The organism is Streptomyces longisporoflavus (assembly GCF_014649775.1).
GTDB lineage: Bacteria > Actinomycetota > Actinomycetes > Streptomycetales > Streptomycetaceae > Streptomyces > Streptomyces longisporoflavus.
This window is the reverse complement of record NZ_BMTR01000026.1, coordinates 74858-98318: the sequence shown is the minus strand read 5'-3', so window position 1 is coordinate 98318 and position 23461 is coordinate 74858. Positions and strand designations below refer to the sequence as shown.

General features: G+C 70.5%; 20 protein-coding genes and 1 pseudogene. 17 read left to right on the top strand and 4 right to left on the bottom strand.

What is annotated here, in order from left to right; all coding sequences use genetic code 11:
* Both IE226_RS35830 and IE226_RS35825 read right to left on the bottom strand, forming a co-directional pair.
* Window positions 1–246, bottom strand: a 246-nt coding sequence (locus IE226_RS35830; protein ID WP_190085659.1) for an ATP-binding cassette domain-containing protein, incomplete at its 3' end; no start/stop codon positions are given.
* A gap of 40 nt (window positions 247–286) precedes the next feature.
* On the bottom strand, window positions 287–961 hold the full coding sequence (locus IE226_RS35825) for a DUF4097 family beta strand repeat-containing protein (RefSeq protein WP_190085658.1): 675 nt from the start codon (window positions 959–961) through the stop codon (window positions 287–289).
* A 242-nt stretch (window positions 962–1203) separates the two neighbouring features.
* On the opposite strand from IE226_RS35825, the gene IE226_RS35820 reads away from it, so the two are divergent.
* From IE226_RS35820 to IE226_RS35810, 3 genes are all read left to right on the top strand, one after another.
* Complete coding sequence (locus IE226_RS35820; RefSeq protein ID WP_190085657.1) at window positions 1204–1938, top strand: helix-turn-helix domain-containing protein; 735 nt, start codon at window positions 1204–1206, stop codon at window positions 1936–1938.
* Window positions 1939–2262: 324 nt separating this feature from the next.
* Window positions 2263–4542 (top strand): MMPL family transporter, encoded by a 2280-nt coding sequence (locus IE226_RS35815; RefSeq protein WP_190085656.1) that lies wholly within the window; start codon window positions 2263–2265, stop codon window positions 4540–4542.
* Window positions 4543–4705: 163 nt separating this feature from the next.
* Complete coding sequence (locus IE226_RS35810; RefSeq protein ID WP_229871748.1) at window positions 4706–5983, top strand: MFS transporter; 1278 nt, start codon at window positions 4706–4708, stop codon at window positions 5981–5983.
* A gap of 525 nt (window positions 5984–6508) precedes the next feature.
* Here IE226_RS35810 and IE226_RS35805 read toward each other — a convergent pair.
* The gene (locus tag IE226_RS35805; RefSeq protein WP_229871747.1) at window positions 6509–7447 is read right to left on the bottom strand and encodes a ScbA/BarX family gamma-butyrolactone biosynthesis protein; all 939 of its coding nucleotides are present in this window, start codon (window positions 7445–7447) and stop codon (window positions 6509–6511) included.
* Window positions 7448–7728: 281 nt separating this feature from the next.
* Between IE226_RS35805 and IE226_RS35800 the strand changes: the two genes are divergently transcribed.
* The 5 genes from IE226_RS35800 to IE226_RS35780 all read left to right on the top strand — a co-directional run bounded on the left by IE226_RS35800 (window position 7729) and on the right by IE226_RS35780 (window position 11772).
* The gene (locus IE226_RS35800; protein ID WP_190085655.1) at window positions 7729–8364 is read left to right on the top strand and encodes a ScbR family autoregulator-binding transcription factor; all 636 of its coding nucleotides are present in this window, start codon (window positions 7729–7731) and stop codon (window positions 8362–8364) included.
* Between the two features lie 184 nt (window positions 8365–8548).
* Window positions 8549–9247, top strand: coding sequence for an HAD family hydrolase (locus tag IE226_RS35795; RefSeq protein ID WP_190085654.1), 699 nt, complete (start codon window positions 8549–8551; stop codon window positions 9245–9247).
* Between the two features lie 2 nt (window positions 9248–9249).
* Window positions 9250–10011 carry an SDR family NAD(P)-dependent oxidoreductase gene (locus IE226_RS35790; protein WP_190085664.1) on the top strand — a complete coding sequence of 254 codons (762 nt, stop codon included), beginning with the start codon at window positions 9250–9252 and terminating at the stop codon, window positions 10009–10011.
* Window positions 10012–10170: 159 nt separating this feature from the next.
* Window positions 10171–10758 carry a TetR family transcriptional regulator gene (locus tag IE226_RS35785; RefSeq protein WP_190085653.1) on the top strand — a complete coding sequence of 196 codons (588 nt, stop codon included), beginning with the start codon at window positions 10171–10173 and terminating at the stop codon, window positions 10756–10758.
* A 123-nt stretch (window positions 10759–10881) separates the two neighbouring features.
* Entirely contained in the window at window positions 10882–11772 is an 891-nt protein-coding gene (locus tag IE226_RS35780) for a transketolase family protein (protein WP_190085652.1), read from the top strand.
* 56 nt (window positions 11773–11828) lie between these two features.
* Here IE226_RS35780 and IE226_RS35775 read toward each other — a convergent pair whose 3' ends face one another.
* Window positions 11829–12815 (bottom strand): LuxR C-terminal-related transcriptional regulator, encoded by a 987-nt coding sequence (locus IE226_RS35775; RefSeq protein ID WP_190085651.1) that lies wholly within the window; start codon window positions 12813–12815, stop codon window positions 11829–11831.
* Between the two features lie 303 nt (window positions 12816–13118).
* Here IE226_RS35775 and IE226_RS35770 point away from each other — a divergent pair, with 303 nt between their 5' ends.
* From IE226_RS35770 to IE226_RS35730, 9 genes and pseudogenes are all read left to right on the top strand, one after another.
* Complete coding sequence (locus tag IE226_RS35770) at window positions 13119–14459, top strand: nucleotidyltransferase family protein (protein ID WP_229871746.1); 1341 nt, start codon at window positions 13119–13121, stop codon at window positions 14457–14459.
* A gap of 24 nt (window positions 14460–14483) precedes the next feature.
* A complete protein-coding gene (locus IE226_RS35765) occupies window positions 14484–15185 on the top strand; it encodes an SDR family oxidoreductase (protein ID WP_190085650.1) in 702 nt (233 codons plus the stop codon).
* A gap of 346 nt (window positions 15186–15531) precedes the next feature.
* Window positions 15532–16731: pseudogene (locus tag IE226_RS35760) on the top strand (IS701 family transposase); the annotation flags it as partial.
* Between the two features lie 197 nt (window positions 16732–16928).
* Window positions 16929–18443 (top strand): maltokinase N-terminal cap-like domain-containing protein, encoded by a 1515-nt coding sequence (locus IE226_RS35755; RefSeq protein ID WP_190085648.1) that lies wholly within the window; start codon window positions 16929–16931, stop codon window positions 18441–18443.
* A 20-nt stretch (window positions 18444–18463) separates the two neighbouring features.
* Window positions 18464–19429, top strand: a complete 966-nt coding sequence (locus tag IE226_RS35750) for an NAD(P)/FAD-dependent oxidoreductase (RefSeq protein WP_190085647.1) — start codon at window positions 18464–18466, stop codon at window positions 19427–19429.
* A 114-nt stretch (window positions 19430–19543) separates the two neighbouring features.
* The gene (locus IE226_RS35745; protein ID WP_190085646.1) at window positions 19544–20248 is read left to right on the top strand and encodes an EthD domain-containing protein; all 705 of its coding nucleotides are present in this window, start codon (window positions 19544–19546) and stop codon (window positions 20246–20248) included.
* A gap of 86 nt (window positions 20249–20334) precedes the next feature.
* Window positions 20335–21171, top strand: coding sequence for a type 1 glutamine amidotransferase domain-containing protein (locus tag IE226_RS35740; RefSeq protein WP_190085645.1), 837 nt, complete (start codon window positions 20335–20337; stop codon window positions 21169–21171).
* 37 nt (window positions 21172–21208) lie between these two features.
* On the top strand, window positions 21209–22864 hold the full coding sequence (locus IE226_RS35735; protein ID WP_190085644.1) for a thiamine pyrophosphate-binding protein: 1656 nt from the start codon (window positions 21209–21211) through the stop codon (window positions 22862–22864).
* On the top strand, window positions 22857–23456 hold the full coding sequence (locus IE226_RS35730; protein ID WP_190085643.1) for a DJ-1/PfpI family protein: 600 nt from the start codon (window positions 22857–22859) through the stop codon (window positions 23454–23456). The genes IE226_RS35735 and IE226_RS35730 overlap by 8 nt, the downstream gene beginning before the upstream one ends.
* Window positions 23457–23461 lie beyond the last annotated feature (5 nt).

Genomic DNA, 23461 nt, shown 5'->3' with positions numbered 1-23461 from the left:
GACACCGATCGCGGACCGTACGGCCTGCGGGTCGGCGGCCAGGTCGTGACCGCCGACGCGGATGGTGCCGGCGTCGGCGGTGACGAGCGTCGTCAGGATCTTCACGGCGGTCGTCTTGCCGGCGCCGTTCGGGCCGAGCAGAGCGAAGATCGTTCCTTCGGGGACGGTCACGTCGACGCCGTCGAGCACGACCTTGTCGCCGTAGGACTTGCGCAGCCCGTTCGCCGCGATGGCCAGATTCGTCATGTTGCTGCTCCTCGGAGGCTTCGGTTCAGAAGCTGTGGGGTCAGAGGCTGCGGGCGGTGATGTCGCCGTAAGCGGTGGTCGCGTGGATCTGCAGGCCGGCGGCGGCGCCGTCGGTGTTGCGGAGGGAGTTGTCGACCCGGCCGTAGCTGGTGCCGGCGTCCAGGTGGGCGGAGACGCCGGGGGCGGTGCCGACCGAGATCTCGCCGTGCTCGGTGCGCAGTGTGACCTTGCCCTTGACCGCCTCGCTGATCTGCAGGTTGCCCTTCTGGGTGCTGATCTCCGCGGGGCCGCCCAGGTGGCCGACCGAGATGTCACCGGCCTGGAGGGTGAGGTTGGCGCTCGCGGTCTCGTCGAGCTTGACCGAGCCCTCCGCACCTTCGAAGGTCACGTCACCCAGCCGTCCGACGCCCCGGATCTCGCCGCTGGCCGCCTTGGCCACGATGTCGGAGCCCGCGGGCAGTTGGACGGTCACCTCGATGGTTCCGGAGGCGCCGAGGATCTGGTTCTTCGCCGGTGCGGCGTTGATCCGCAGGACGCCGTCGGTGCCGTACTCGACCGTGGCCTCCTCGGCCGCCTTCACGTCGCGGCTCTTGTTGGCGTTGGCGGGCAGGACCTCGACCGTGGTGTCGGCGCGGTCGGCGGCGATGATCCGGAGGCTTCCCGCGGCGATGTCGACGACGGCGGTGACCGGGGCGGGGGTGTCGAACTTCTGCATGATGCGCTCCTTCTTCTCTGTCGCGTGCCCTGCGGCTCGCTGTTTCTGATGATGGAAACGCTAAGTTGCATTCATAGTTCTGGCAACAGCGATGTTGCGTGCAATGGGCATTCCTCCAGGTCAGAGGCGTTTAATCGTTGCAGTGGGTTGGCGCATAACGCAACGACACATGCCAGTTCCGTTGCAATGGATTGACCGTAAACGCTAGGGTGGGGGCTCCACGGACCACGAAGGAGACCCCGATGCCGGGAGGCAGACTCACCCAGCAGGAGCGTCAGGAGATCGCCCTCGGCCTCGCCGACGGGCTCGCCTACGCGGAGATCGCCCGACGCCTGGACCGCCCGACCTCGACGATCACGCGCGAGGTGATGCGCAACGGCGGCCCCACCGCCTACCGCGCCGACCTCGCCCACCGCGCCACCGAACACCGCGCCCACCGCCGCCGGCAGGCCGCGCCCAGGGGCCCCAAGGAGGCACCGGAGACCCACGGCCGCGACGCCGAATCCGTGCGCGAGTACGAGGAGTTGCTGACCACGGTCATGATGGCCTCGGGTATGCCGAAGATGATGTCGCGCGTGATGGTCTGCCTCACCATCACCGACTCCGGGAGCCTCACCGCCTCCGAGCTCGTCGAACGCCTCCAGGTCAGCCCGCCCTCGATCTCCAAGGCCATCGCGTTCCTGGAGAGCCAGGGCTTCGTCCGCCGCGAGCGCGACGAACGCCGCCGTGATCGCTACATCGTCGACGACGACATCTGGTACCGGTCGATGATGGCCAGCGCCCGCTCCACCGCTCACGTCGTCGAGACCGCGCGGCAGGGCGTCGGCATCCTCGGCCCCGGCACCCCGGCAGCCACCCGCCTGGAGAACATCGCCCGCTTCCTCGACTTCGTCAGCGAAAGCCTCGCCCGCGCCGCGGACCAGGCCCGCGAGGTCCTCTACACGAAACCCGACGCGCCCTCGGACGGCACCAGCTGAGTCACGCCCGGCGTCCGGCCGCTGCGCCGGACGTCGGGCCGACGTCGGGCTGACGTCGGCGTACTAAAGAAACCACCCTGGCGGTTTTGAAGTCAACCCTTGCGGCCTGCCCGGAACTCTCGGGACCTGCGCGTCGATCGGCGTTCGACCGCGGCTCAAGCGCCCTCCGTCAGGCTTCTGATGTGCTGGTTTCCGCTGCTTTGGAGCGCGCGGGTGCGCCTGCGGGGTGGCGGATAAGTGCTCTCTCATAACCAAACCGCGTGCGCGGTTTGTTAATCTGCCCGGGTCTTGGTGTCATTCGATCCCGACGGGAGTCCCCCCACCATGGCGACGTTGCTCTACAAACTGGGCCGTTTCACCTTCCGAAGGCGAGGCCTGACAGCACTGCTGTGGCTGCTCGTCCTCTTCGGAGCCGCGTTCGCGGCCTCCTCGGCCCCCACTCCACCCGCCGACACCTTCTCCATGCCGGGCACCGAGTCGCAGAAGGCCTTCGACCTTCTCGAGGAGAAGTTCCCGGCCGCAGGCGCCGAAGGAGCCAGCGCCAGGGTCGTCGTCCGCGCCCCCGACGGAGAGAAGATCACCACGCCCGGGCACAAGGCGGCCGTCGCCGACCTCGTCGCCGATCTGGGCAAGGACCCGAAGGTCACCCGGGTCACCGACCCGTTCACCAGTGACGCGGTCAGCAAGGACGGCACCACCGCCTACGCCGTGGCCACCTACGAGCTCGCCGCCACCGAGCTCACCGACAAACAGCACGACGCGCTGGACAAAACCCTGGAATCCGGCCGGGATTCGGGCCTGACCGTGGAGGCCGGCGGCGACGCCGTGAAGGTCGACGTCGCCATGGGCGGCACCGGCGAGCAGATCGGCGTGCTGATCTCCGCGGTCGTCCTGCTGATGACCTTCGGCTCCCTGATCGCCGCGGGCATGCCGCTGCTCACCGCTCTCGTCGGCGTCGGTGCGGGCATCAGCGCCATCACCGCCCTCGGCAGCACCCTCGGTCTCTCCGCGACCACCTCGAATCTGGCCATGATGCTCGGCCTCGCCGTCGGCATCGACTACGCCCTCTTCATCGTCTCCCGCTACCGCTCGGAAATGCTGGAGGGCCACGACCGCCGGGAGGCCGCGGGCCGCGCGGTCGGCACCGCGGGCTCCGCCGTCGTCTTCGCCGGACTCACCGTCATCGTCGCGCTCGCCGGTCTGAGCGTGGTGAACATCCCCGTGCTCACCAAGATGGGCCTGGCCGCCGCCGGGACCGTCGCCATCGCGGTCCTCATCGCGATCACCCTGGTGCCCGCCCTGCTCGGCTTCGCCCCGGTGCGCGTCCTGCGCCGCCGCGACCGCGCCGCCTTCCGGACCAAGCCCCTGTCGGCCCGCCAGGAGCGCAAGGCGGCCAAGCGAGCCGCCAAGCGGGCCCGCAAGCAGGCCGGGCCGGACGAGCAGCGCACCAACCTCGGTACCCGCTGGGCCCGTTACGTCCTGCGCCACCCGGTGGCCGTCCTGCTGGTCGGCGTGGTCGGACTCGGCGCCGTCGCCCTGCCCGCCGCCGACCTGGAACTCGGGCTGCCGGGCGAGGGCACCATGGCCACCGACACCACCCAGCGCAAGGCGTACGACATGCTCTCGGCGTCCTTCGGCGACGGCTTCAACGGCCCGCTGATGGTCACCGTCGAGTCCGACAAGGCGGCGGCAGCCGCCAAGACCGTCGGCGAGCGGTTCGCCGACCAGGACGGCGTGGCCTCCGTCGCACCGGCCGCCGCCAACAAGGCCGGCGACACCGCGATCTTCAACGTCGTACCGACCAGCGGTCCGAACGAGGAGGCGACCGAGGAGCTGGTCCGCTCGCTGCGCGCACTGGCCCGCGGCATGGAGGCCGACACCGGCTCGGAAATCCTGATCACCGGTCAGACGGCTCTGTTCATCGACTTCTCCCGCACCCTGGACGAGGCGCTCCTGCCCTACCTCGCTCTGGTCGTGGGCCTGGCCTTCCTGCTCCTGATGCTGGTCTTCCGCTCGCTCCTGGTCCCGTTCAAGGCCGCACTGGGCTTCCTGCTCTCGGTCGGCGCGGCACTCGGCGCGGTCGTCGCGGTCTTCCAGAAGGGCTGGCTCGCGGACGTCTTCGGCGTCGAACAGCCCAACCCCGTCATGAGCACCCTGCCCATCCTCATGATCGGCGTGGTCTTCGGACTCGCCATGGACTACGAGGTGTTCCTGGTCAGCCGCATGCGCGAGGCGTACGTGCACGGCGCCACCGCCGGCGAGGCGGTCGTCGCGGGCTTCCACTACGGCGGCCGGGTGGTCTCCGCGGCCGCCATCATCATGATCAGCGTCTTCTCCGGGTTCATCGCGGAGGACAACGACCTCATCAAGATGATGGGCTTCGCCCTCGCCTCCGCCGTGCTCTTCGACGCCTTCGTGGTCCGCATGGCCATCGTCCCCGCCCTGTTCGCCCTCCTGGGCACCAAGGCGTGGTGGCTGCCCAAGTGGCTCGACAAGCTGCTGCCGAACCTCGACGTCGAGGGCGCGAAACTGGGCGGCGGCGCAACGGCCGACGTGCCCGCCCAGCGCCGGAGCGAGCAGCGTGAGCACGAACTGATCCGCTGAGCCGGGGGCCGGACCGGCCGGCACAACGGGCTCGTCCGGCACGTCCGGCACGTCGGACTGCACCCTGCGGGACACCCCACACCCCTCCGCACCACAGGTCCCGCAGGGTGTACATCACGAAAGCCCTTGCCGCCGCGCACCTTTGACGTGAAGATCCGGGATTGTGACTGACGCCGACATAGCCGGACCGATCGAATCCGGCAGCTCCGCGCACACGGAGCCCGTGTCGTCGCGGCCCGCGCACCGCGACACGAACGTGCTGCGCTGGCTCGCCGCGTACTTCGCGTCGATCGTCGGCGACAGCGTCTACTTCCTCGCCCTGGGCTGGGCCGCCGCCCAGCTCGCGGGCCCCGCGCAGGTCGGCATCGTACTGGCGCTCGGCGCCGTGCCCCGGGCGCTGCTTATGCTCCTCGGCGGCGTGATCGCCGACCGGTTCGACCCGCGCAAGGTCGTCATCGGCTCCGACGCCCTGCGGGCCGCGGTGATCCTCGCCGTCGCGGTCGCGCTGTGGCTCAGCACCCCGGAGCTGTGGCTCCTTGTCGTGGTGGCGCTGGTCTTCGGAGTGGTCGACGCGCTGTTCATGCCCGCCGTGGGCGCGCTGCCCCCGCGGCTCACCGGCCCCGACGAGATCGTCCGCCTCGTCGGCATGCGGCAGCTCGCGATCCGGCTCGGGAAGGCCGTGGGGCCGCCCATGGCCGGGTTCGCGCTCGCCCACCACGGCGCGCTTGCCTTCGCCCTCGCGGGGGCGCTGTTCGCGCTCTCCCTGATCCTCCTGGTCTCCGTACGCGTCGCACCGCTCCCGCGGGCGCGGCCGGCCGGTGAAGCGGGCACCCCCTGGCACGACCTGACCGACGGCCTGCGCTACATCCGCCGGCACCGCGTCGTCGGCCCCCTCGTGCTCGGCACGGCACTGAGCGAGATCGGATTCATGCCGCCGCTCCAGATGGGCGTGTTCCTGCTGACCGAGGAGCGGGGCTTCGGCGCCACCGGGATCGGCTGGATACTCGGCGCGTTCGCGGTCGGGGCGGGCCTCGGAGCCATCGGCCTGTCCCTCGCGGGGCGCATCCGGCGCGCCGGGATGGTCCAGGGCTGCGCGATGGTCGTGGCGTCCCTCGCGATCGGCGCCATCGGGCTGCTGCCGAGCGTGGCCGGCGCGGCCGCCGTGGCGGGCTTCGCGGGCCTGGTGGCCGGGGTGTGCGGCGGCCTGTCCGTCGCCCTGATCCAGCGCAACACGGCCGCCGCCTACCAGGGCCGCGTCGCCGCGGTCCTCGCACTCTCCCATGTGGGCCTCGCCCCGCTGGTCTTCCCGCTCTTCGGCCTGGCCGCCGGAGCGGTCGGGATCGTGCCGATGTTCCTCGTCGGCGCGGCGATCAGCGCGAGCGCCGCGGTCGTCGGGCTGCTCTCCCGCGATGTGCGGCGGGCGGAACTGCGGGTGCGGTAGGGGGGTGGACGGGTTCTGGCCAGGGGCACCGGACGAGGTGCCGTCGGGCCGGGGGCTGCCAGGGGTGGTACGTGCCTGTGGTGGCACGTGTTTTCGGAGGGAGATCCTCCGGTGGAGCGGTATCCGGAACCAGCGAATCCAGCCAGTTCTGTGTGGTGAGGATCCGACAGCCTGGGGCGTGCCGGTACGGTCTGGCCCATGACGGTGCGCGGGGATCGGCGCGCTGCGGTGTGCGCTGCGCGCATCGGGGCGCGCGGCAGCGGGGCCGAAGTGCCCGGCGGGAGAGCGCTTTGCGCTGTGTCGTACGACCTGCTGAGGCGGGGCAGGCTGCGCCGCGGCGTCGTTGGCGCGGTACAGCACCCCGGCCGCCCGCGCGTGCCGCGCGCGGTCGAACTGTCCTGGTGCGGCGAACTGCCTTGGTGCGAGCAGCAGTTCTGGTGCGGCGAGCAGTTCTGGTGTGCGGAGCACGTGAAGCGAACCGTCGGCGGGGACGTGCCGTGGGGGGTGGCAGCCGCGCGGAGCAGCTCAGTTCAGGTTGAGCCGCTGGAGCGTGATGACGCCGGAGAAGACGCAGATGTCGTTCTGGACGGCGGTGACGAGCACCCTGTGCCGGTCGGGTCCGGCCATCGGCAGCAGGTCGGTGTGGATCCAGCAGGGCACGTCGAGTTCGGCGTAGCGGGCGAAGACGACGTCCATGCCGGTGACGCAGACGGGCGCGGGGTGGACCGCGGCGTGCGCGGACTGGCGTGCGGCTTCGAGGAGCAGCATGCCGGGGGCGTGGTCGACCGGGTGGTCGAAGAGCACGGGGTGCTTGAGGTCGATCCGCAGCTGGCTGCGGCGCGGGGATGCGGTCGGCGAGAGCACGACGTCGTCGAAGGATTCGCGGGCCACTTGGGTGGGAGCGGTCGGCGGAGGCAGCGGCAGAGCGCGCGCGGTGGCCTCGGCGAGGTCCCCGTACGGTCCGCGCAGGCGCTTGTAGAGCGCCGGCGCGTGATTGGCGAAGCGGGTCAGGCAGGTGCCGACGTGCATCCCGTCGCGCACCACGTCGACCTCCATGTTCAGCGAGGCGAGCCGCTGTGATCTGCGGACGATGTCCCGGCAGGCGACCTGGAGTTCTAACTCCGGAGGCGTGCTGCCGACGGCGAGGGCCGCGGGGGTGAGCGAGTAACTGAAGTGGCTCCAGGACTGTTGGTGGCCGAAGGGCACGTCGTAGGCCGCGTGGCTGAGGAGCGGCACGCACTGGCGCACCGACTCGGCCAACAGGAGCGGGTCGAGCAGGTTGTGCCGCGTACGGTAAAAGCCGTGGTCCTGCGGCCACTGCGCACGGACCACGAAGTCATCGGCCCCGCTTTGGCGCCACTCGGTGAGGAGCATCTCGGAGGCGGTGTTCTTGTGGACCTGCTTGCTGGTGGCCGGCGCCCATCCGGCAGGACGGGCCGGAATGGGCAACATGGTGCTGTACATACGGAAATCCCCCTAGAACGTATGAGCACCTCGAGGCTCGTGGTACCTGGCGGAGCGGAGTGCTGTGGCTCGAGGCATGCATGAGAGCACCTCGAATTTAGAGAATGCTCTCTTTTTTTAAGACCAATCAACCGCAAAGAAACACCCACGGAAGCCTCAAGTCCTGATGGCATAAGGGGTAAATCGGACTCTGGGTCCAGAAATCAGCGCTGACGGGGAGGGTGGTCCTAAAGTGAACCATCCTCTAGATTAGAGATCGTTCTGTTTACTTTGGAGGGGCGATGCGGCAGCCGAAACAGCAGCGGGCCGTGGAGACACGCGACGGGATCTTGCGCGCCGCGGCCGAGGTCTTCGACGAGATGGGCTACGCGGGCGCCGGCATCAACCGGATCCTCGAGCGCGCCGGCGCCACCGCCGGGTCTCTTTACTTTCACTTCCAGTCCAAGGAAGGGCTCGCGCATGCGGTGATGGACCAGCAGGCGGACACGATCCTGCCGCTGCTGCGATCCGAGGGACTGCAGCGGTTGATCGACATCACCATCGTGTGGTCGCGCCAGTTGCAGACCAACGTCCTTCTGCGCGCCGGTGTCCGGCTCACCACCGAACAGAGCACTCTGGGCATGGGCGAGGCGGCCGGACCGTACGTCGCCTGGGCCAAGGTGATGGAGGAGTGCCTGGTCGAGGCCCGCGAGCGCGGGGAGTTGCAGGCGGGCGTGGACCCCGCGCAGGTGGCAGAGCAGGTCGTCGAGACGTGCACCGGCATGCAGCTCTTCTCCGCCGCTGCCGTCGGACGCGCGGATCTGCCCCAGCGCGTGCGGCGTATGTGGCAGATCCTGCTCCCCGGCATCGCCGTTCCGGCCACCGTGGTGCGCATGGACCTCGACCCGAACCGCCTGGAGGAGGCCGGGCTCGTCTGAACTCTTGCTCCTCGCCCGGTGTGACACCGGAGTGACGCGCGGTCAAGTGCGGCTGTACGGCGGCGATCTACTGTGCGCGCACGGTGCCGCGCGGAGCAATGGCGCACGCTGCGGACCGGTCCGCTGGTGTGCGTCTGCGCACCGCGCCCCGGCGGGGAGCCGGGGCCGAATCCGGGGAGAGTTCATGGGACGGAATGCCGGACAGCTGCGGCTTGTCGCGGTCAATATCGACGGGGTCCTTCTCAGCGACACCTTCAGTCCCGTCATCCACGACTTCGTCGTCAGGCGTGGCGGGCAGTACACCGCAGAAACCGAACGGAGCATCTTCTCCCAGCCGCAGCACGTCGCGGGAGAGCGCATGGCCGAAGCGGTCCCCGTGCCCCTCACCGGCGAGGAGGCGCTGCGGGCCTACTTCGCCGAGCGGGACGAATACCTCGGCCGGCACCCGGTCACGGTGGCGCCCGGCACGGCGGAACTGCTGCACCGCGTGCGGGACATGGGGTTACAGGTGGTGTGCTACGGCGGTCTCGCCAAGGCGCACTTCGACACGCATCTGGGAGCGTACGGGGACCTGTTCGACGGCCCGGGGTATGTCTGTACGGACGGCTTCCGGCCCGGCATACACGAGATCATCACGCAGACCTTCGGCCTCAAGCACGACGAGGCGGTCTTCGTCGACGACGTCGCCCGCGTGGCCGAGGAGGCCCGCTCCCTGAACGTCGCGTTCATCGGCCACCCCAGCACCTACGAGCACAGCTTCCAGCGGCAGTTGATGGTGGAGGCCGGCGTACGGCACCTGGTGGACCGGCTCGGGCAGATCGACGCCGAGCTGCTCCGGCGGGTCGACGCCGAGGCGGCGGCGGGCCGGAGCTGGGAGCGATGAGCATGCTGGCGGGCAAGACCGTCATGATCACGGGCGCGTCGAGCGGCATCGGGGCGGCCGCGGCCCGCCTCTTCGCCCGGCAGGGCGCCGCGGTCAGCGTCATGGCCAGACGCACCGAACTCCTCGACCGCCTGGTGGACGACATCACCGCCGAGGGCGGCAGGGCCCTGGCGGTCGGCGGCGACGTGACGCGCGGGCAGGACGTGGCCGACGCCGTGGCCAGAACCGCCGATACGTTCGGCGGTCTGGACGCGGCGTTCAACAACGCCGGCTACGCCACCGCGGGCCAGGCCCTCCACGAGATCGACGAGGAGACCTACGCGCGCACCATGGACGTCAACGTCCGGGGCGTATGGAACTGCCTGGCCCACCAGATCCCCGTCATGCTCAGGTCCGGACGGGGCGGAGCCGTGGTCAACACCTCCAGCGTGGCCGGCGTGGCCGCCACCGGGGCCTCCGCCGCGTACGTGGCCGCCAAGCACGCCGTGATCGGCATGACGAAGGCGGCCGCCGCCGACTACGGCTCCCGCGGGGTGCGCGTCAACGCGTTGGTCGTGGGCAGCACGCGTACCGAGATGATGGAACAAGTCCTGGCCGAGACGCCGCAGTTGGAGCAGGTGTTCATGGCCGCCGCGGTGCAGAAGCGGATGGCCGACCCGGTCGAGGTGGCGCGGGCGGCGGCGTGGCTGTGCAGCGACCTGTCCTCGTTCGTCACCGGAGCGGCCGTGCCGGTCGACGGGGGCGCCACGGCGCTGTGTGACTGACGACCCGTGAGGCGCCCGTCCGTCAGGAGGGCGCCTCACGGCGCAAAACAGAACGGCCATCCAGAAATAAATAGAACAGTCACTTTGCTTTGCCGGTGGACGCTCGGTACCCTCTGCTCCGGAGGGGGCGGACGGACCGCCGCGGTCCCTGGAGGGCGCATGGTGACGCAGAGCAGAGCCGCTCGTACGCGTGAGGCCCTCATCCGCGCGGCGGCGGCCGAGTTGGACGCGAACGGCTACCACGGGGCCACCATGGCCTCCGTCAGCGCCGCGGCCCGGGTCTCCATGGGCGCCCTGACGTTCCATTTCGCCAGCAAGCGCGCCCTGGCGCAGACGGTGGTCGAGGAGGCGGCGGCCCTCACCCGCGCACGGACCGGGACGGCGGTGGCCGGGTACACGTCCCCGCTGTCCGCCGTGTTCGCCCTGGTGCGGTGCGTGGCGGGCCTGCTCGACGAGGATGTCGTCGTGAGGGCTGCGGCCCTGCTCGCGCGCGAGCGCCCGAAGCCGGTGCCGGGCTGGCACGAGGCGTGGGTGCCCGAGCTCGGCCGGCTGCTGCGCGAGGCGGACAAGGCGGGCGAGCTGCGTCAGGACGCCCGTCCCGACGCGGTGGCGGCCCTGGTGGTGTACGTCCTGACGGCGGTCGAGGCGTACCGCTGCTCGCCGGTGGGCGAGGGGCTCGGCGCGCAGGCCGCCCTGGAGCGGCTGTGGCCGTTTGTGTGGCGGGGCGTCACGGCCGCGACCGGCTGAGGTTGCAGAACCCAGAACCCCTACCTGTTTTTACCTGATGCGTACCAAGCAGGGGGTTCCCTTGCTCCAAAAACAAAGAGAACGTTCTATATGTTAAGTACCTGCCTCTGGGAGGAGTGCGCTGTGGGGGCTACAACGGTCCGGGCGGAGGACATCTACCGCGAGGAACTGGCGAAGATCGGTGCGGACGACGGCCGGGTGGTGTGCGTCGAGGCCCTGCCCGGCGGCGCACACCATCCCTTCGAGTCGGCCCACCCGGACCGGTTCTTCCCGCTGGGCGGCGTGGAGAGCGCCATGGTGACCATGGTCGAGGGGCTCGTCACCGCCGGGTTCCGGGTGTTCGTGTGCGGCCTCGGCCTCGGCGCGGACACCAGGGTCTCGCGGCTTCCCCGCCTGGCCGCCGCCTATCTGCGGGCGGGGGCGTCGGTCATGGTGCCGTACGGGCAGACGGATCTGACGGAGCTGCGGAGCATGCCGCGCGTCCAGATCGCCGTGCCGAGCGGCGCGCCCGAGATCCGGGCGGTGCTGCGCGGCGCCGCCCGCTCCGGACGGCCCTGCCATATCCGCATCGGCACGGAGACGTCCGACGCGGTGACGACGCCCTGGCCCGGCGCCGCCGACGGCGACGGCGACGTCCCCCCGGTCATCTGGGACGTGCCCGCGGACTCGGGCGGCCCCGCGGACCCGGGCGGCCCCGCGGACACCGACACCTGCCTCGTCTCGATCGGCGAGAAGGGTACGCGGCTCGCCCTCGCCGTGCGCGAGCGCTCGAAGGGCCTCGCGCACGCACACCTCGTGTACGTCGACGACAGCCACTTATCGGCGGCAGCGGGTGAACTGGCGCGCCGGCACGGCCGATTAGTGGTCCTCGGCGGCTCCGCGGGGCCCGGCGGAGCGGCGGAGGGCCTGAGTCGGCTGCTGCCCGGATGCACGGTCCTGGGCCTGACGCCCGGCGCGGCACCCGCCGCCGACGTGGAGCGGGTTCTCTCGGCGGTCGAGGAGCTCGGGGGATGAGCGCGTCGAGCCAGGCGCCGGGGGCAGGGGCGGGGGCGGGGGAGACGAGCGTCGCGTCAGTCCTGCCGCGGAGTCTCCAGGAGTTCGGAACGGGCCAGCAGATAGGCGAGATGGGCCCGGCTGCGGCTGCCCATCAACTCCGAGGCCTTCTTGATGTGGGCGGAGACGGTCCTGGCGCTGATGCCGAGGCGCTTGCCCATCCCCGCGTCCGTATGGCCCTCCACCATCAGCTGGAGCACGGCACGGCGGGTCTCGTCCGTCAGGAGCGGGGGCCGGCCGTGGTCGGAGGCGACGGTGACGGGCTCGGCGCGCTGCCAGGCGTGGTCGAAGACCTTGACGAGGTAGTGGATGAGCGCCGGGTGCTCCACGGCGAGCGCGGTGGTCTGCAGGTCGTAGCGCCGGTCGGGGATGAACGCGATGGAGCGGTCGTACACGATGAGGCGGTCGACGACTTCGTCCAGCGTGCGCACCTGCGCCCCGGCCGCGGTCACCTGCTCGATGTAGGCGAGCGTCGGGCCGTGCGCGCGCACGGAGTGCTGGTAGAGCGTGCGCTGCCGCACGCCCCGGCTGTTCAGGCGCAGCGTGCGGGGCAGGGTCTTGCCCAGCGCGTCGGGATCGCGCGCCCCGCCCGGGTGGGCGGTCAGCAGCTCTTCCCGGCAGGCCTCCGAGGCCCGCTCAAGGGCCGCGTAGATGACGTCCGAGCCGTGCAGCAGGCGTACGGAGGCGGCGGAGGCGCGCTGTTGGGTGCGGTAGGCGTCCTCGGCGGGGGCCAGTGCGTCGTAGATGCCCGCGACGGTGTGCTGCTGCGCCAGGATCGCGCGCTCAAGGGGACGGGTGAGCTCGTGCGACGCGATGTCCGGAGGTACGGCCACCCAGCGGTCGCCCGCCTCGGCCTGGCGCCGCATCAGGCCCAACTCGACCAGACAGTCGGGTACTTCGCCGGACGTGGGCCCTTCGGCCAGCGTACGCCGGTAGCAATCAAGCCCGCGTTCGCACAGCTGTATGACATTGGGTTGTGGACTTATGTCCGCATCTCTGCACACTTTTCCCCCTTGCTGCTTCCTGCAATGCGCGATCCCGAGCCTACCCGTCCATGGATTCCAGCCGTTTGTGAGCCATGCTGTTTGCGGCGGGAGGGCGAAACGCGAATTCCGTCATACGGGAGGGGAAGGAAATGCGACTGGAGTTGTTTCCGGTCATATCGCTCGGCTGGATGCCCGCACATGTTGCGGAGGATGACGACGAGAACTGGAAGGCGTCCGCCGGTTGCGTCCGCCGGGCGGACGAGTAGTCGGCATCGGAATACGAATACGACAACAATTCGCATTCGCGGGGGTGCAGCGAGCGTGATCCGTGACGAGGGAACTGTCGGCATCATTCTGGCCGGAGGCAGGGGGGAACGGGCCAAACCGATCACCCTCAAGTCTGCGGACTACATCCGCAGCAAGGCGCTCATCCCCTTCGTCGGACGACGTCTGGTCGAGTGGATGATCGACGCCTGCCGGGAGCAGGGCGTGCGCCGGTTCTACGTCGTGACCCACGGCCTGGAGAACCGCAACCAGATCAAACTGCTCCTCGGCCACGGCGAGCGCTTCGGGGTCGACATCACGTACTCGCGCTCCCGGTTCGACCGCTACAACGTGGGGTCGGCAGGGGCCACGCTGCACAACCTGGAGCAGTGGGACCTGCAGGGTCGCGCGCTCGTACTGCCCGTCGACTCGCTCTTCGACTTCGACCTGGCGGCGATGGAGGCGACCCACCGCGAGCAGGGGGCGGTGGTCACGGTCGCGTCCGTGGCACGAACGGCCGCCGAGATCGCCGGCAAGTACGGCGTCATGCGCACCGACGAACGCGGCCTCGTGCAGGGCTTCGTGGAGAAACCCGGCATCGGCGAACTGCGCTCGCTCTTCCCGCGCACGAACGAGGACCCGGCGGCGACCCTGGCGACCAACGCCGGGATGTACCTGGTCGACTGCGGGCGCCTGCGGCTGCTCGCCAGGGAGCCGGAGCTGTTCCGGCAGTCCCACCAGCGCCTGGATTGGGGCGGCGATCTGCTGCCCCACCTCGTCGAACGGGGGGTACCGGTGGCCACCCACACCATCGGACGCCTGGGCGACATGGGCAATGTCCCCGACTACCTCCAGACGGTCCGGCTCGTGCTCGACGGCGCGTACGGGCAGATGAACCGCCTCATGGAGGCACCCGACCGGACCGACCCGCGCTGCTGGATCCACGAGACCAGCCTGCGCACCAAGGACGACGTCACGGGCACCACGCTGGCCCAGAAGATCGAGGAGGGCTCGGTCGTCATCGGGCCCGGCACCCGGATCGGCCGTGACGTCGAGATCGGCCGCGGGGTGCGCCTGGAGCACACGGACATCGGCGACGGGGCCGAGGTCCGCGAGGGCGCCGTCCTGGCCCGTTCCGCGGTGGGGGAGTCGGCGGTGGTCGGCAGCTGGGCCGACATCACCGACGCCTACATAGGCCCCATGGCCCAAGTGCTCTCCGAGCGCGCCAGGCCACTGCGCCTTGAACAGTTCTCGGCCATCGGCGACGGCGCCGTGCTCTGGCCGGGGTCGCGATTCTGCGGGGTCACCGTGTACCCGCGACTGCGGGTGCCGGCGCTGACCGGTGTTCCCGCGCAGACAGAGCTCAGGCGCGCCGACGACATCCTGCGCTGGGTGTGACGGCGCTCATCCCTGGAGGGGACCATGCAGAGCCCCATTGCCGTTATCGGAGGGGCGGGCAGGACAGGCGTGCTCATCACGCGCCGCCTGCTCGAAGAAGGCCATCAAGTACGAGTGATCAGCCGTGATCCGCAGCGTGCGGTGCTGCCGCTCGGAGTGGAGACACGGCGAGCCGACGTGCGGTACACGGACTCGCTCGGCCCTGCGGTGAGCGGTTGCTCCGGCATCGTGTTCACCGTCGAGCCCGGCACCGCAGACTCGGGGCCGCACAGCCCCGAGTCCACCGTCTACGACGGAGTGCGCAACATGCTCGCCGCGGCGGCCGACGGCGCGCAGCGCCCGCACGTGGTGCTGGTCAGCCAGATCTTCGTGACGCGGCGTGAGCACCCGATGAACGCCTACGGACGCCTGCTCGACTGGCGGTTGCGGGGCGAGGACGAGGTCCGTGCCTCGGGCCTGCCCTACACCGTCGTACGGCCGAGCTGGCTGACGGACGACGAGGTCGCGGGCGCCCGGGTGCGCCTGGAGCAGCATGACCGCGGCGACGGCTGGGTCTCCAGGAAGTCGGTGGCGGAGGCCTGCGTGCAGGCACTGCGCCTGCCGGCGGCCGGCGGCACGACCTTCGAGCTCTACAACGAACCGGGCTCGGCGCCCACCGACTGGGCCCCGCTGTTCGACCGGCTCATCCCCGACCGGGTCCCCGCCTACCAGGGCCCCGTTCACTGACAGGTGCCCGGCGCCTCCCGGGCGGAGGTGCCGTGTGCCTCCCGGACGGCGAGGCGGCGCCCGTGAGGGGCCCGTCCCGCCCGCGACCTGCCGGTTCATTCCCCCGTCGCCGGCAGGCAAGGACACGGGGCCGGTGCGCGGCCCGCGGGGTGCTGCCGCACCGCTGTGCCGGCCCCGTGTCCGCTTTCCCCGTTCCCCGGCTTTAGCCGTCACCGAATAACGCGCCGTCGCGTCCGGAAACCGGCACGCGGCCATGCGGCCTGCCCGGATTCGGCCGTTCCGGTCCCCGCGTCATGGGGGCGCGGCTCACCGGAACGCGGCTCACGAATTTCTTGGAGAGGGTGGAATGGTGTCCGCAGAAGTTCAGCAGACGCTTCCCGACGACATTTCGCGGAAAGAATTCACCGAGGTTCTCGCCGCTGCCCTGCGCTCCATTCCGCGAAGCGACCAGCGGCGCTGGGGAGAGCTTTATGTACGCGGGCTTCTTTCGGTCCGGGGCAAAAAGACGATGCGCGCTCTCGCCAATGGCGCGGGCGGCGGCGCGGAGCAGAGCCTGTACCAGTTCATCAGCAAGTCGCCGTGGGACGCCGATCTGGTCCGCGGGGACCTGGCACGGCTGCTCATCCGGCGTGCGCAGCCCCGCGCCTGGGTCGTGCAGCCCCTGGTCATCACCAAGGTGGGCCGGCACTCGGTCGGGGTGGAACGCCAGTGGGTCTCGCAGATCGGCCGGGTCGTCAACTGCCAGCAGGCGATGAGCGTGTGGCTCGCCACCGACCACGGCAGCTGCCCGGTGGACTGGGAGCTCGCGCTGCCCGAGTGCTGGACGGGCAAGGAGGAGATGCGCCGCCGGGCGTCCATCCCCACCCACGTCGGATCCACTCCGCCCGAGCGGTGCGCCGTCGACTCCGTGAGCAAGATGGCGCGGGAGTGGGGCCTGCGCGGCAGGCCCGTGGTGATGGACCTGCGCGAGACGGCCCCGCGCCCGGTCTGCGCGGACCTGGCGGCCCGTCAGATCCCCTTCGTCGTACGGGTCGACCCCTCCGCCGTCCTGCCCGCCGGTGGTCCGCCCGATCCGGCGCCCGCGCCGCGCGCGGCGGCCGACGGCGCGGCGGGGCGCGGCAGCTCGGCCGATCTGTACACCGCGCTGAACAAACAGCGCATGCCGGTGGAGTGGTTCGACCACGCCACGGGAACCGTGCGGGCCACCTCCGTCGGCGCGGCACGTGTCACGCTGCGCCGTGACCCCGCCGCTCCTCCGGGACAGCCCGAGCGCCTCGACCTCGTTCTGCTGGGTGCCTGGACGGACCCCGGGCGGCGCACCCCCGCCGAGTTCTGGCTCTCCAACCTCGCGCAGTCACAACTGGGCACCGTGTACCGCACGGCGATGCTCTCGCGGCGCGTGGAGCGCGATCTGCGGGAGGAGAGCGACAGGCTGGGCATCCGCGACTTCGAGGGCCGCTCCTACCGCGGCTGGCACCACCACATGACGATGGTGTCGCTCGCGCACGCCGTCACCGTGCTCTCGCCCTCCCGCACGCAGGACCCCGCCCTGCCCGTGGCGGGCGGCCCGCGCGTTCCGTCACGCGCCACGAAGGTTTCCGTACGCGGCTCGCAGGCCGTGGCGCGGGACACGAGGGTGCCGCCACGGGACACGAAGGCCCCGTCACTGGAGGACACGAAGGTTCCGGCTGTTCCGGCCAGGGACTCCGGGGTTCCGGCACGAGACACGAAGGTGACTGCCGCATGACCGAGACCACGCAACGCACCCTGCCGCCAGGGTGCTTGGACGGACTGCGCGTCGAGGACGTGGACCGCGTCACCGACGAACTGTGCCGCCTGCTGCCCGCCTGGCTGCCCGCACAGCGCTGGTACGCCGACAAGGGCCACGGCCCGCCCGTGGTCCGGCCGGTCCTGGTGGAGGTCGTCGCCCCCGGCACGCCCGCCCTGCTCCAGGCGGTGGTCCGTACCGACGAGGGCCAGAGCTACCAGCTGCTCGTCGGCGCCGTCACCGGCCCGGCAGGCACAGGACCCGGCCCCGGCGTGCCCGCGCACGCCGTCATCGGCACCAGCCACGGACCCGACGCGGACGGACGGTGGCTGACGCTGTACGAAGCGGGCGGCGACCCCGACCTCCTGGGCCGGCTGCTCGACCGCTTCGTGTCGGCCGAGCCGTGCGGAGCACTCGAATACCACCACATCCCCGGAGCGACGATCCCGGCCGGGCTGCGGGCCAGGCCGCTCACCGCGGAACAGTCCAACACCTCCGTGGCGTTCGGCGACCGGATGATGCTCAAGGTGCTGCGCCGTATCGTGCCCGGAGCCAACCCCGAACTGGAGATGCTCGCCGCCCTGGAGCGAGCGGGCGACGTACCGAGCGCCGCGCCGCTGGCCTGGGCGCAGATCGCGGCCCGGCCCGGCGCGGAACCGACCACGCTGTGCATCCTCCAGGAGTTCGTGCCCTCGCGCGGCGACGGCTGGAGCATCGCCACCAAGCAGGCGGAGGACTGCATCCGCGGCACCTGCGAATCGGTCGCCCCGCTGGGCGGGTTCTCCGACGAGGCGTTCGGCCTCGGCCAGGCCACCGCACAGGTCCACATCGCGCTCGCCCAGCAGCTGGAGACCCGCCCCCTGAGCTTCTCGGAGGTGGCGGAGCTGACCGACACGCTCATCGAGCGCCTCGAGGACGCCAACGCACAGGTTCCCGACATCACCCCCTACGCGCGCGGGCTGCGCACCGCCTACCAGGACCTGCGCGAGGTGGCCCGGCGCGGCAACCCGCTGCCGATCCAGCGCGTCCACGGCGACCTCCACCTCGGGCAGGTGCTGCGGGCCGAGGACGGCTGGATCCTCATCGACTTCGAGGGCGAACCGGGACACCCTCTGGCCGAACGGCGGCACCTGCAACCCGCGGTGCGTGACGTCGCCGCCATGCTGCGCTCCTTCGACTACGCGGCACACCACGCACTCGGCGAGATCCTCGGCGGCCCGCCGCTGGCCCGCGCCTCGCGCGACCTGCGCGCCGCGCGCCTGGCCCGCCGGGCCGCGGCCTGGGCGGTGCACAGCCGCCGCGCCTTCTGCGCCGGCTACACCGCGGCAGGCGGCCAGGATCCCCGCACGAGCCCCGTACTCCTGCGCGCGTTCGAGGCCGACAAGGCCGTGTACGAGGTGCTCTACGAGGCACGCAACCGCCCCGAGTGGCTGCCCATCCCGCTGGCCGCGGTGCGCAGGCTCGCGCAGGCCGGCCAGTCCGCGGGCTGAGATCGCCGAGGGAGGACGCAATGGACGTGGCAGCAGCGAGTGACCCCGAAGGCAGTGAGCCCGGCGGCACGGACGCGGCAGTGATCGGCGGCGGCCCCGCAGGGCTGTCCGCGGCGCTGCAACTGGCCCGCTACGGACGCCGGGTGCTGGTCTTCGACACCGGGCACGGACGCTCGACCCACCACCAGACCAACCGCAACTACCTGGGATTCCCCGACGGCATCGCCACCACACAGCTGCGCGACCTCGGCGTACGCCAGCTGGCCCGCTACCCGCACGTCCGCTTCGCCCGGCACCACGTCATCGGCGTGACCGGCGACGCGACGCAGGGCTTCACCGTCCGGGCGCAGGGCCACGCGTGGCGCGCCAGGACCGTGGTCCTCGCCACCGGCGTGCTCGACCACTTCCCGCACTTCCCCGACTGGCAGACCTACGTGGGCCGTTCGATGTTCTGGTGCATCGCCTGCGACGGATACGAGAACCGGGGGCGCCGCATCCTGGTCGTGGGGCACACCGACGCGGCCGCGGGCGAGGCCATGCAGCTGCACAGTCTCACCGACCGGATCGTACTGCTCACCAACAGCCGCACGAACGAGATCAGTTCGCGCTTCGCGGGGCGACTCGCCGCGGCGGGCGTCCCTGTCGTGCACGACCGCATCAAGGGTGCCGAGGGCGCCGAGGGTACGGACGGCCGGCTGGCGGCCATCGTGACCCGGGGCGGCGAACGCCTGGAACTCGACGCCCTGTTCTCCATCCAGGGCGCGACCCCGGAGACAGCCGTCGCCCGCGATCTGGGCGTCCGGCTCAACCGGCACGGCTATGTCGAGGTCGACACCGAGCAGTGCACGTCCGTCGCCGGTGTGTACGCCGCGGGAGACATCACGGCGCCGCATTCCCACCAGGTATCGGCGGCGGTGCACGAAGGCGCACAGGCCGCGTCGGCGGCCAACTACTTCCTTTATCCCCCGGAGTTGAAGGCGCCCTGACGGATTGCCGGCGGAAGTCGTCGGCGGGGGAAAGTTCAGGAAGTAGGTTTTCCTTCTTTGCCCCTCTTGATGCCCGCTGGACATCATGAGTGAGCCCATCCAAAGGAGAATCCGATGATCCACCAGTTCATTCTGGCTGCGCCCAAGCCGGGTATGACGGCACAGGAATTCCAGGACTACTGGGTAAATGTCCACGCGGTGCGGTACGCGTCGAAGATTCCGCAGATCCGCAAGTACATGGTCGACACGGTGGTGGAGATCGAGGGCAATCTCGGCAGCCCCGCGCTGCCGCACCAGGGCATCGCGGAGATCTTCCTGGCCAACGGCGAGGAGCAGCTGGCCTCGCTGCAGACCGAGGAGTTCTTGCAGGGCGCCCGGCTCGACGAGCCGAACTGGGCCGCGTTCTGGCAGACGATCGTCGTCGACACCACCGCGCACGAGATCGTCGCGGGACCGCCGCTCGCCAAGGGCCAGGACTGGGTCAAGCTCACCGTCCTGCAGAAGCGCCGTCCGGGCCTCGCCCTGGAGGACTACCGCAAGCAGACCCTCGACTCGTACGCCTCGGTGGTCAAGGGCACGCCCGGCCTGCGCCGCTATCTGCACGCCCACACGGTGGACGGCGCCTATGTCTTCGGCGAGGCGTCCTTCGACAGCGTCGAGCAGTTGTGGTTCGACGACGCGCGGGCCCTGGAGGAAGCGCTGCGTTCGCCCTACTTCACCGAGCAGGTGAAGGCGGCGCGCGACGAGATCGTCGACGAGAAGTACGTCTTCTCCCTCGCGTCGAAGGAGAACTGGATCATCGGCCCGCAGGCCCGCTGATCCCCCTGATCAGGTGGCTGTGGCGCCGCCCCCTTCCGTCGCGGCGCCCGGCCACCCATCCCGAACCGATTACCGAAGGAGCCGGCGTGGCCAGGAAGAACGCCAAGAAGATCCTCGTCATTCTGTCGGAGTACGGCTACTGGGGCGAGGAGCTCGTCGGACCCCTGCACCACTTCGACCAGCGCGGTTACGAGGTGGAGTTCGCCACCCCGACCGGCAAGCGCGCCCACGCGCTGCCGCCGTCGATGGACCCGGAGTACATCGACCCGCCGCTCGGCCGCTCGGTCACCTCCGAGGCCGTCGCCAAGCTCACGCGCGAGATCGACGCCTCCGAGCGGCTCGACGACCCGACGGACATCTCCAGCTGGATCCCCGAGCGCCCCTACACGGCCGACGACGACTACCTGCGCAAGCTGGAGGCCTACCACCGGGCCGTCGACGTGGTGGCGCAGGAGCTGGAGGAGTACGACGCGCTGCTCATCGTCGGCGGTTCGGGTCCGGTCGTGGACCTCGCCAACAACGAGCGGGTGCATCAGATCATCCTGTCCTTCCTGCGCGCCGGCAAGCCGATCGCGGCCGAGTGCTACGGCGTCGCGCCGCTGGCCTTCGCCCGCGACTGGGAGGACCGCAAGTCGATCATCTGGGGCAAGCACGTCACGGGCCACTGCAAGGAGTACGACTACAAGGACGGCACCGGATTCCTCGGCACCGACTTCGTGATCGGCCCGCCGCCGTATCCGCTCGAATACATCCTGCGTGACGCCACGGGCCCCGACGGCCGCTATCACGGGAACTTCGGAAAAGAGACCTCGGTGATCGTGGACTATCCGTTCATCACCGGGCGTTCGACGCCGGATTCCTATCTGACCGGAGAAAAGGTCGTCGAGGTGCTCGAAGACGGCCTGCGCCGCTTCGGCTGGTAATGCGCGGCAACGACTGAGGAATCGAGAGAAGGCAGACATGGGGCGAGGGGCCAGGCAGGGCAATGCGGCCATCATCGAGCAGTTCATTGCCGACGGAATTCCCTTTATGTTCGGCAACCCGGGGACGGTCGAGCAGGGCTTTCTGGACGCGCTGGAGGACTATGGCGACCTTCAGTACATCCTGACCCTGCAGGAGACCGTCGCGGTCGGCATCGCGGACGGCTACGCCCGCGCCACGGGCCGGCCCGCACTCCTCCAGCTGCACAGCGGCGTCGGACTCGGCAACGCCATCGGCATGCTCTACCAGGCCAAGCGCGGTCACTCGCCGATCCTCACGATCGCCGGCGAATCGGGCGTGCGGTACGAGTCCATGGACGCGCAGATGGCCGCCGACCTGGTCGCCATGGCCAAGCCCGTGACCAAGTACGCGACCCGCGTCACCGACCCGCGTTCTGTCCTGCGGGTCCTGCGCCGCGCGATGAAGATCGCGATGACGCCGCCGATGGGACCCGTCTTCGTGGCGCTGCCTCTCGACGTCCTCGACGCGCTCAACACCGAGCAGATCGTGCCGAGTTCGGCGCCCAGCACCAGGAGCGTGCCGGCAGCCCCGCTCGTGGAGCAGGCGGCACGCCTCCTGACCGGCGCCCGGCATCCGCTCGTCCTGGTCGGGGACGGCGTGGCGGCGTCCGGCGCGCAGCGGGAACTGGTGCGGGTGGCCGAGCAGTTGGGCGCCGACGTGCACGGCGTCAACTACTCCGAGGTGAACCTCGACGTCACCCACCCCCTCTACCGCGGGGACCTGGGCCACATGTTCGGCGCGGTCAGCACGGCCGCGGTCAAGGACGCCGACGCAGTCCTGGTCGTCGGCACGTACACCTTCCCCGAGGTCTTCCCGGACACCGGCGACCCCTTCCGCGCGGACGCCCGGATCGTCCACATCGACCTGGACGACTACGAGATAGCCAAGAACCACCCGGTCACCCTCGGTCTGGTCGCCGACCCCAAGGAGACCCTCTCCGCGCTCTCCGCGCAGCTTGAGCGCGAGCTGTCCGACTCCGACCGGGCGGCGGCGGCCGAGCGCCTGGCCACGCGCCGGGCACAGCGGCCCGCGCCGGTCACGGACGACGGTTCGCTGCTCCACGCCTTCCTGCGGGAACTGGCGGCCCAGGTCCCCGACGACGTGATGGTCTTCGACGAGGCGCTGACCGCCGCCGGCGCACTCAACGCCCATCTGCCGGGCCGCAGGCCGGGCCACTGGTTCTCCACCCGCGGCGGCTCGCTCGGCGTGGGCATCCCCGGCGCGATGGGCATCAAGCTGGCCCACCCGGACAAGACCGTGATCGGCTTCACCGGCGACGGCGGCTCCATGTACACCTTCCAGGCGCTCTACACCGCCGTACGGCACGACATCGGCGCCAAGTTCGTCATCTGCAACAACCGCAGCTACAAGCTGCTCGACCTCAACATCGAGCAGTACTGGCGGGAACGGGACGTCGCCCCCCACGGGTACCCCACGCCGTTCGACCTCTCCCGCCCCGACCTGGGCTTCGCGCAGATCGCCGAGGGATTCGGCGTCGACGCCCTGCGGGTCGACGACCACGACCAGGTCGGCTACGCGGTCAAGCGGATGCTCGCGGACGACAAGCCGTTCCTCATCGACCTGCGGACCACCGAAGGGGGAGACCATGGCTGACGTACCGTCCCGTGACGGGGTGCTCAGCGGACAGAAGATCGCGATCCTGGCGGAGAGCGACTTCTACGAGCCCGAAATCGCCTACTACCAGCGCCGGTTCGCCGAGGAAGGCGCCCGCGTCGACTTCGTCACCCGGATGTGGGGCAACAAGTCCATCACCTTCACCGGCCACGAGCACCGGGCGCCCCTGACGGTGACGCGCAGCCTGGAGGACCTGGACGACCGCCGGCTGCGCGAGTACAAGGCGCTGATCGTGCCCTCCGGCATGGTCGCCGACCGGCTGCGCTACACCGAGGACATCGAGCGGCTCGCGCCGGCCACGGACCTGCTGCGCCGGGCCTTCGCCCGCTCCGGAGTGGTCAAGGGCATCATCTGCCACGGCATGTGGCTGGCCTCCTCGATCCCCTACGTGGTGCGCGGACGCAAGGTGGTCTGCCACAACAACCTGCTCGGCGACGTACGCAACATGGGCGCCAACTACGTCGACCAGGACGTCGTCGTCGACGGAGACCTGGTGACCGCCCGCACCGGCGACCACTGCCATCTGTTCGCCAGGACCATCATCGACGAACTCGTGCTGCGAGGGGTGTGACAGCA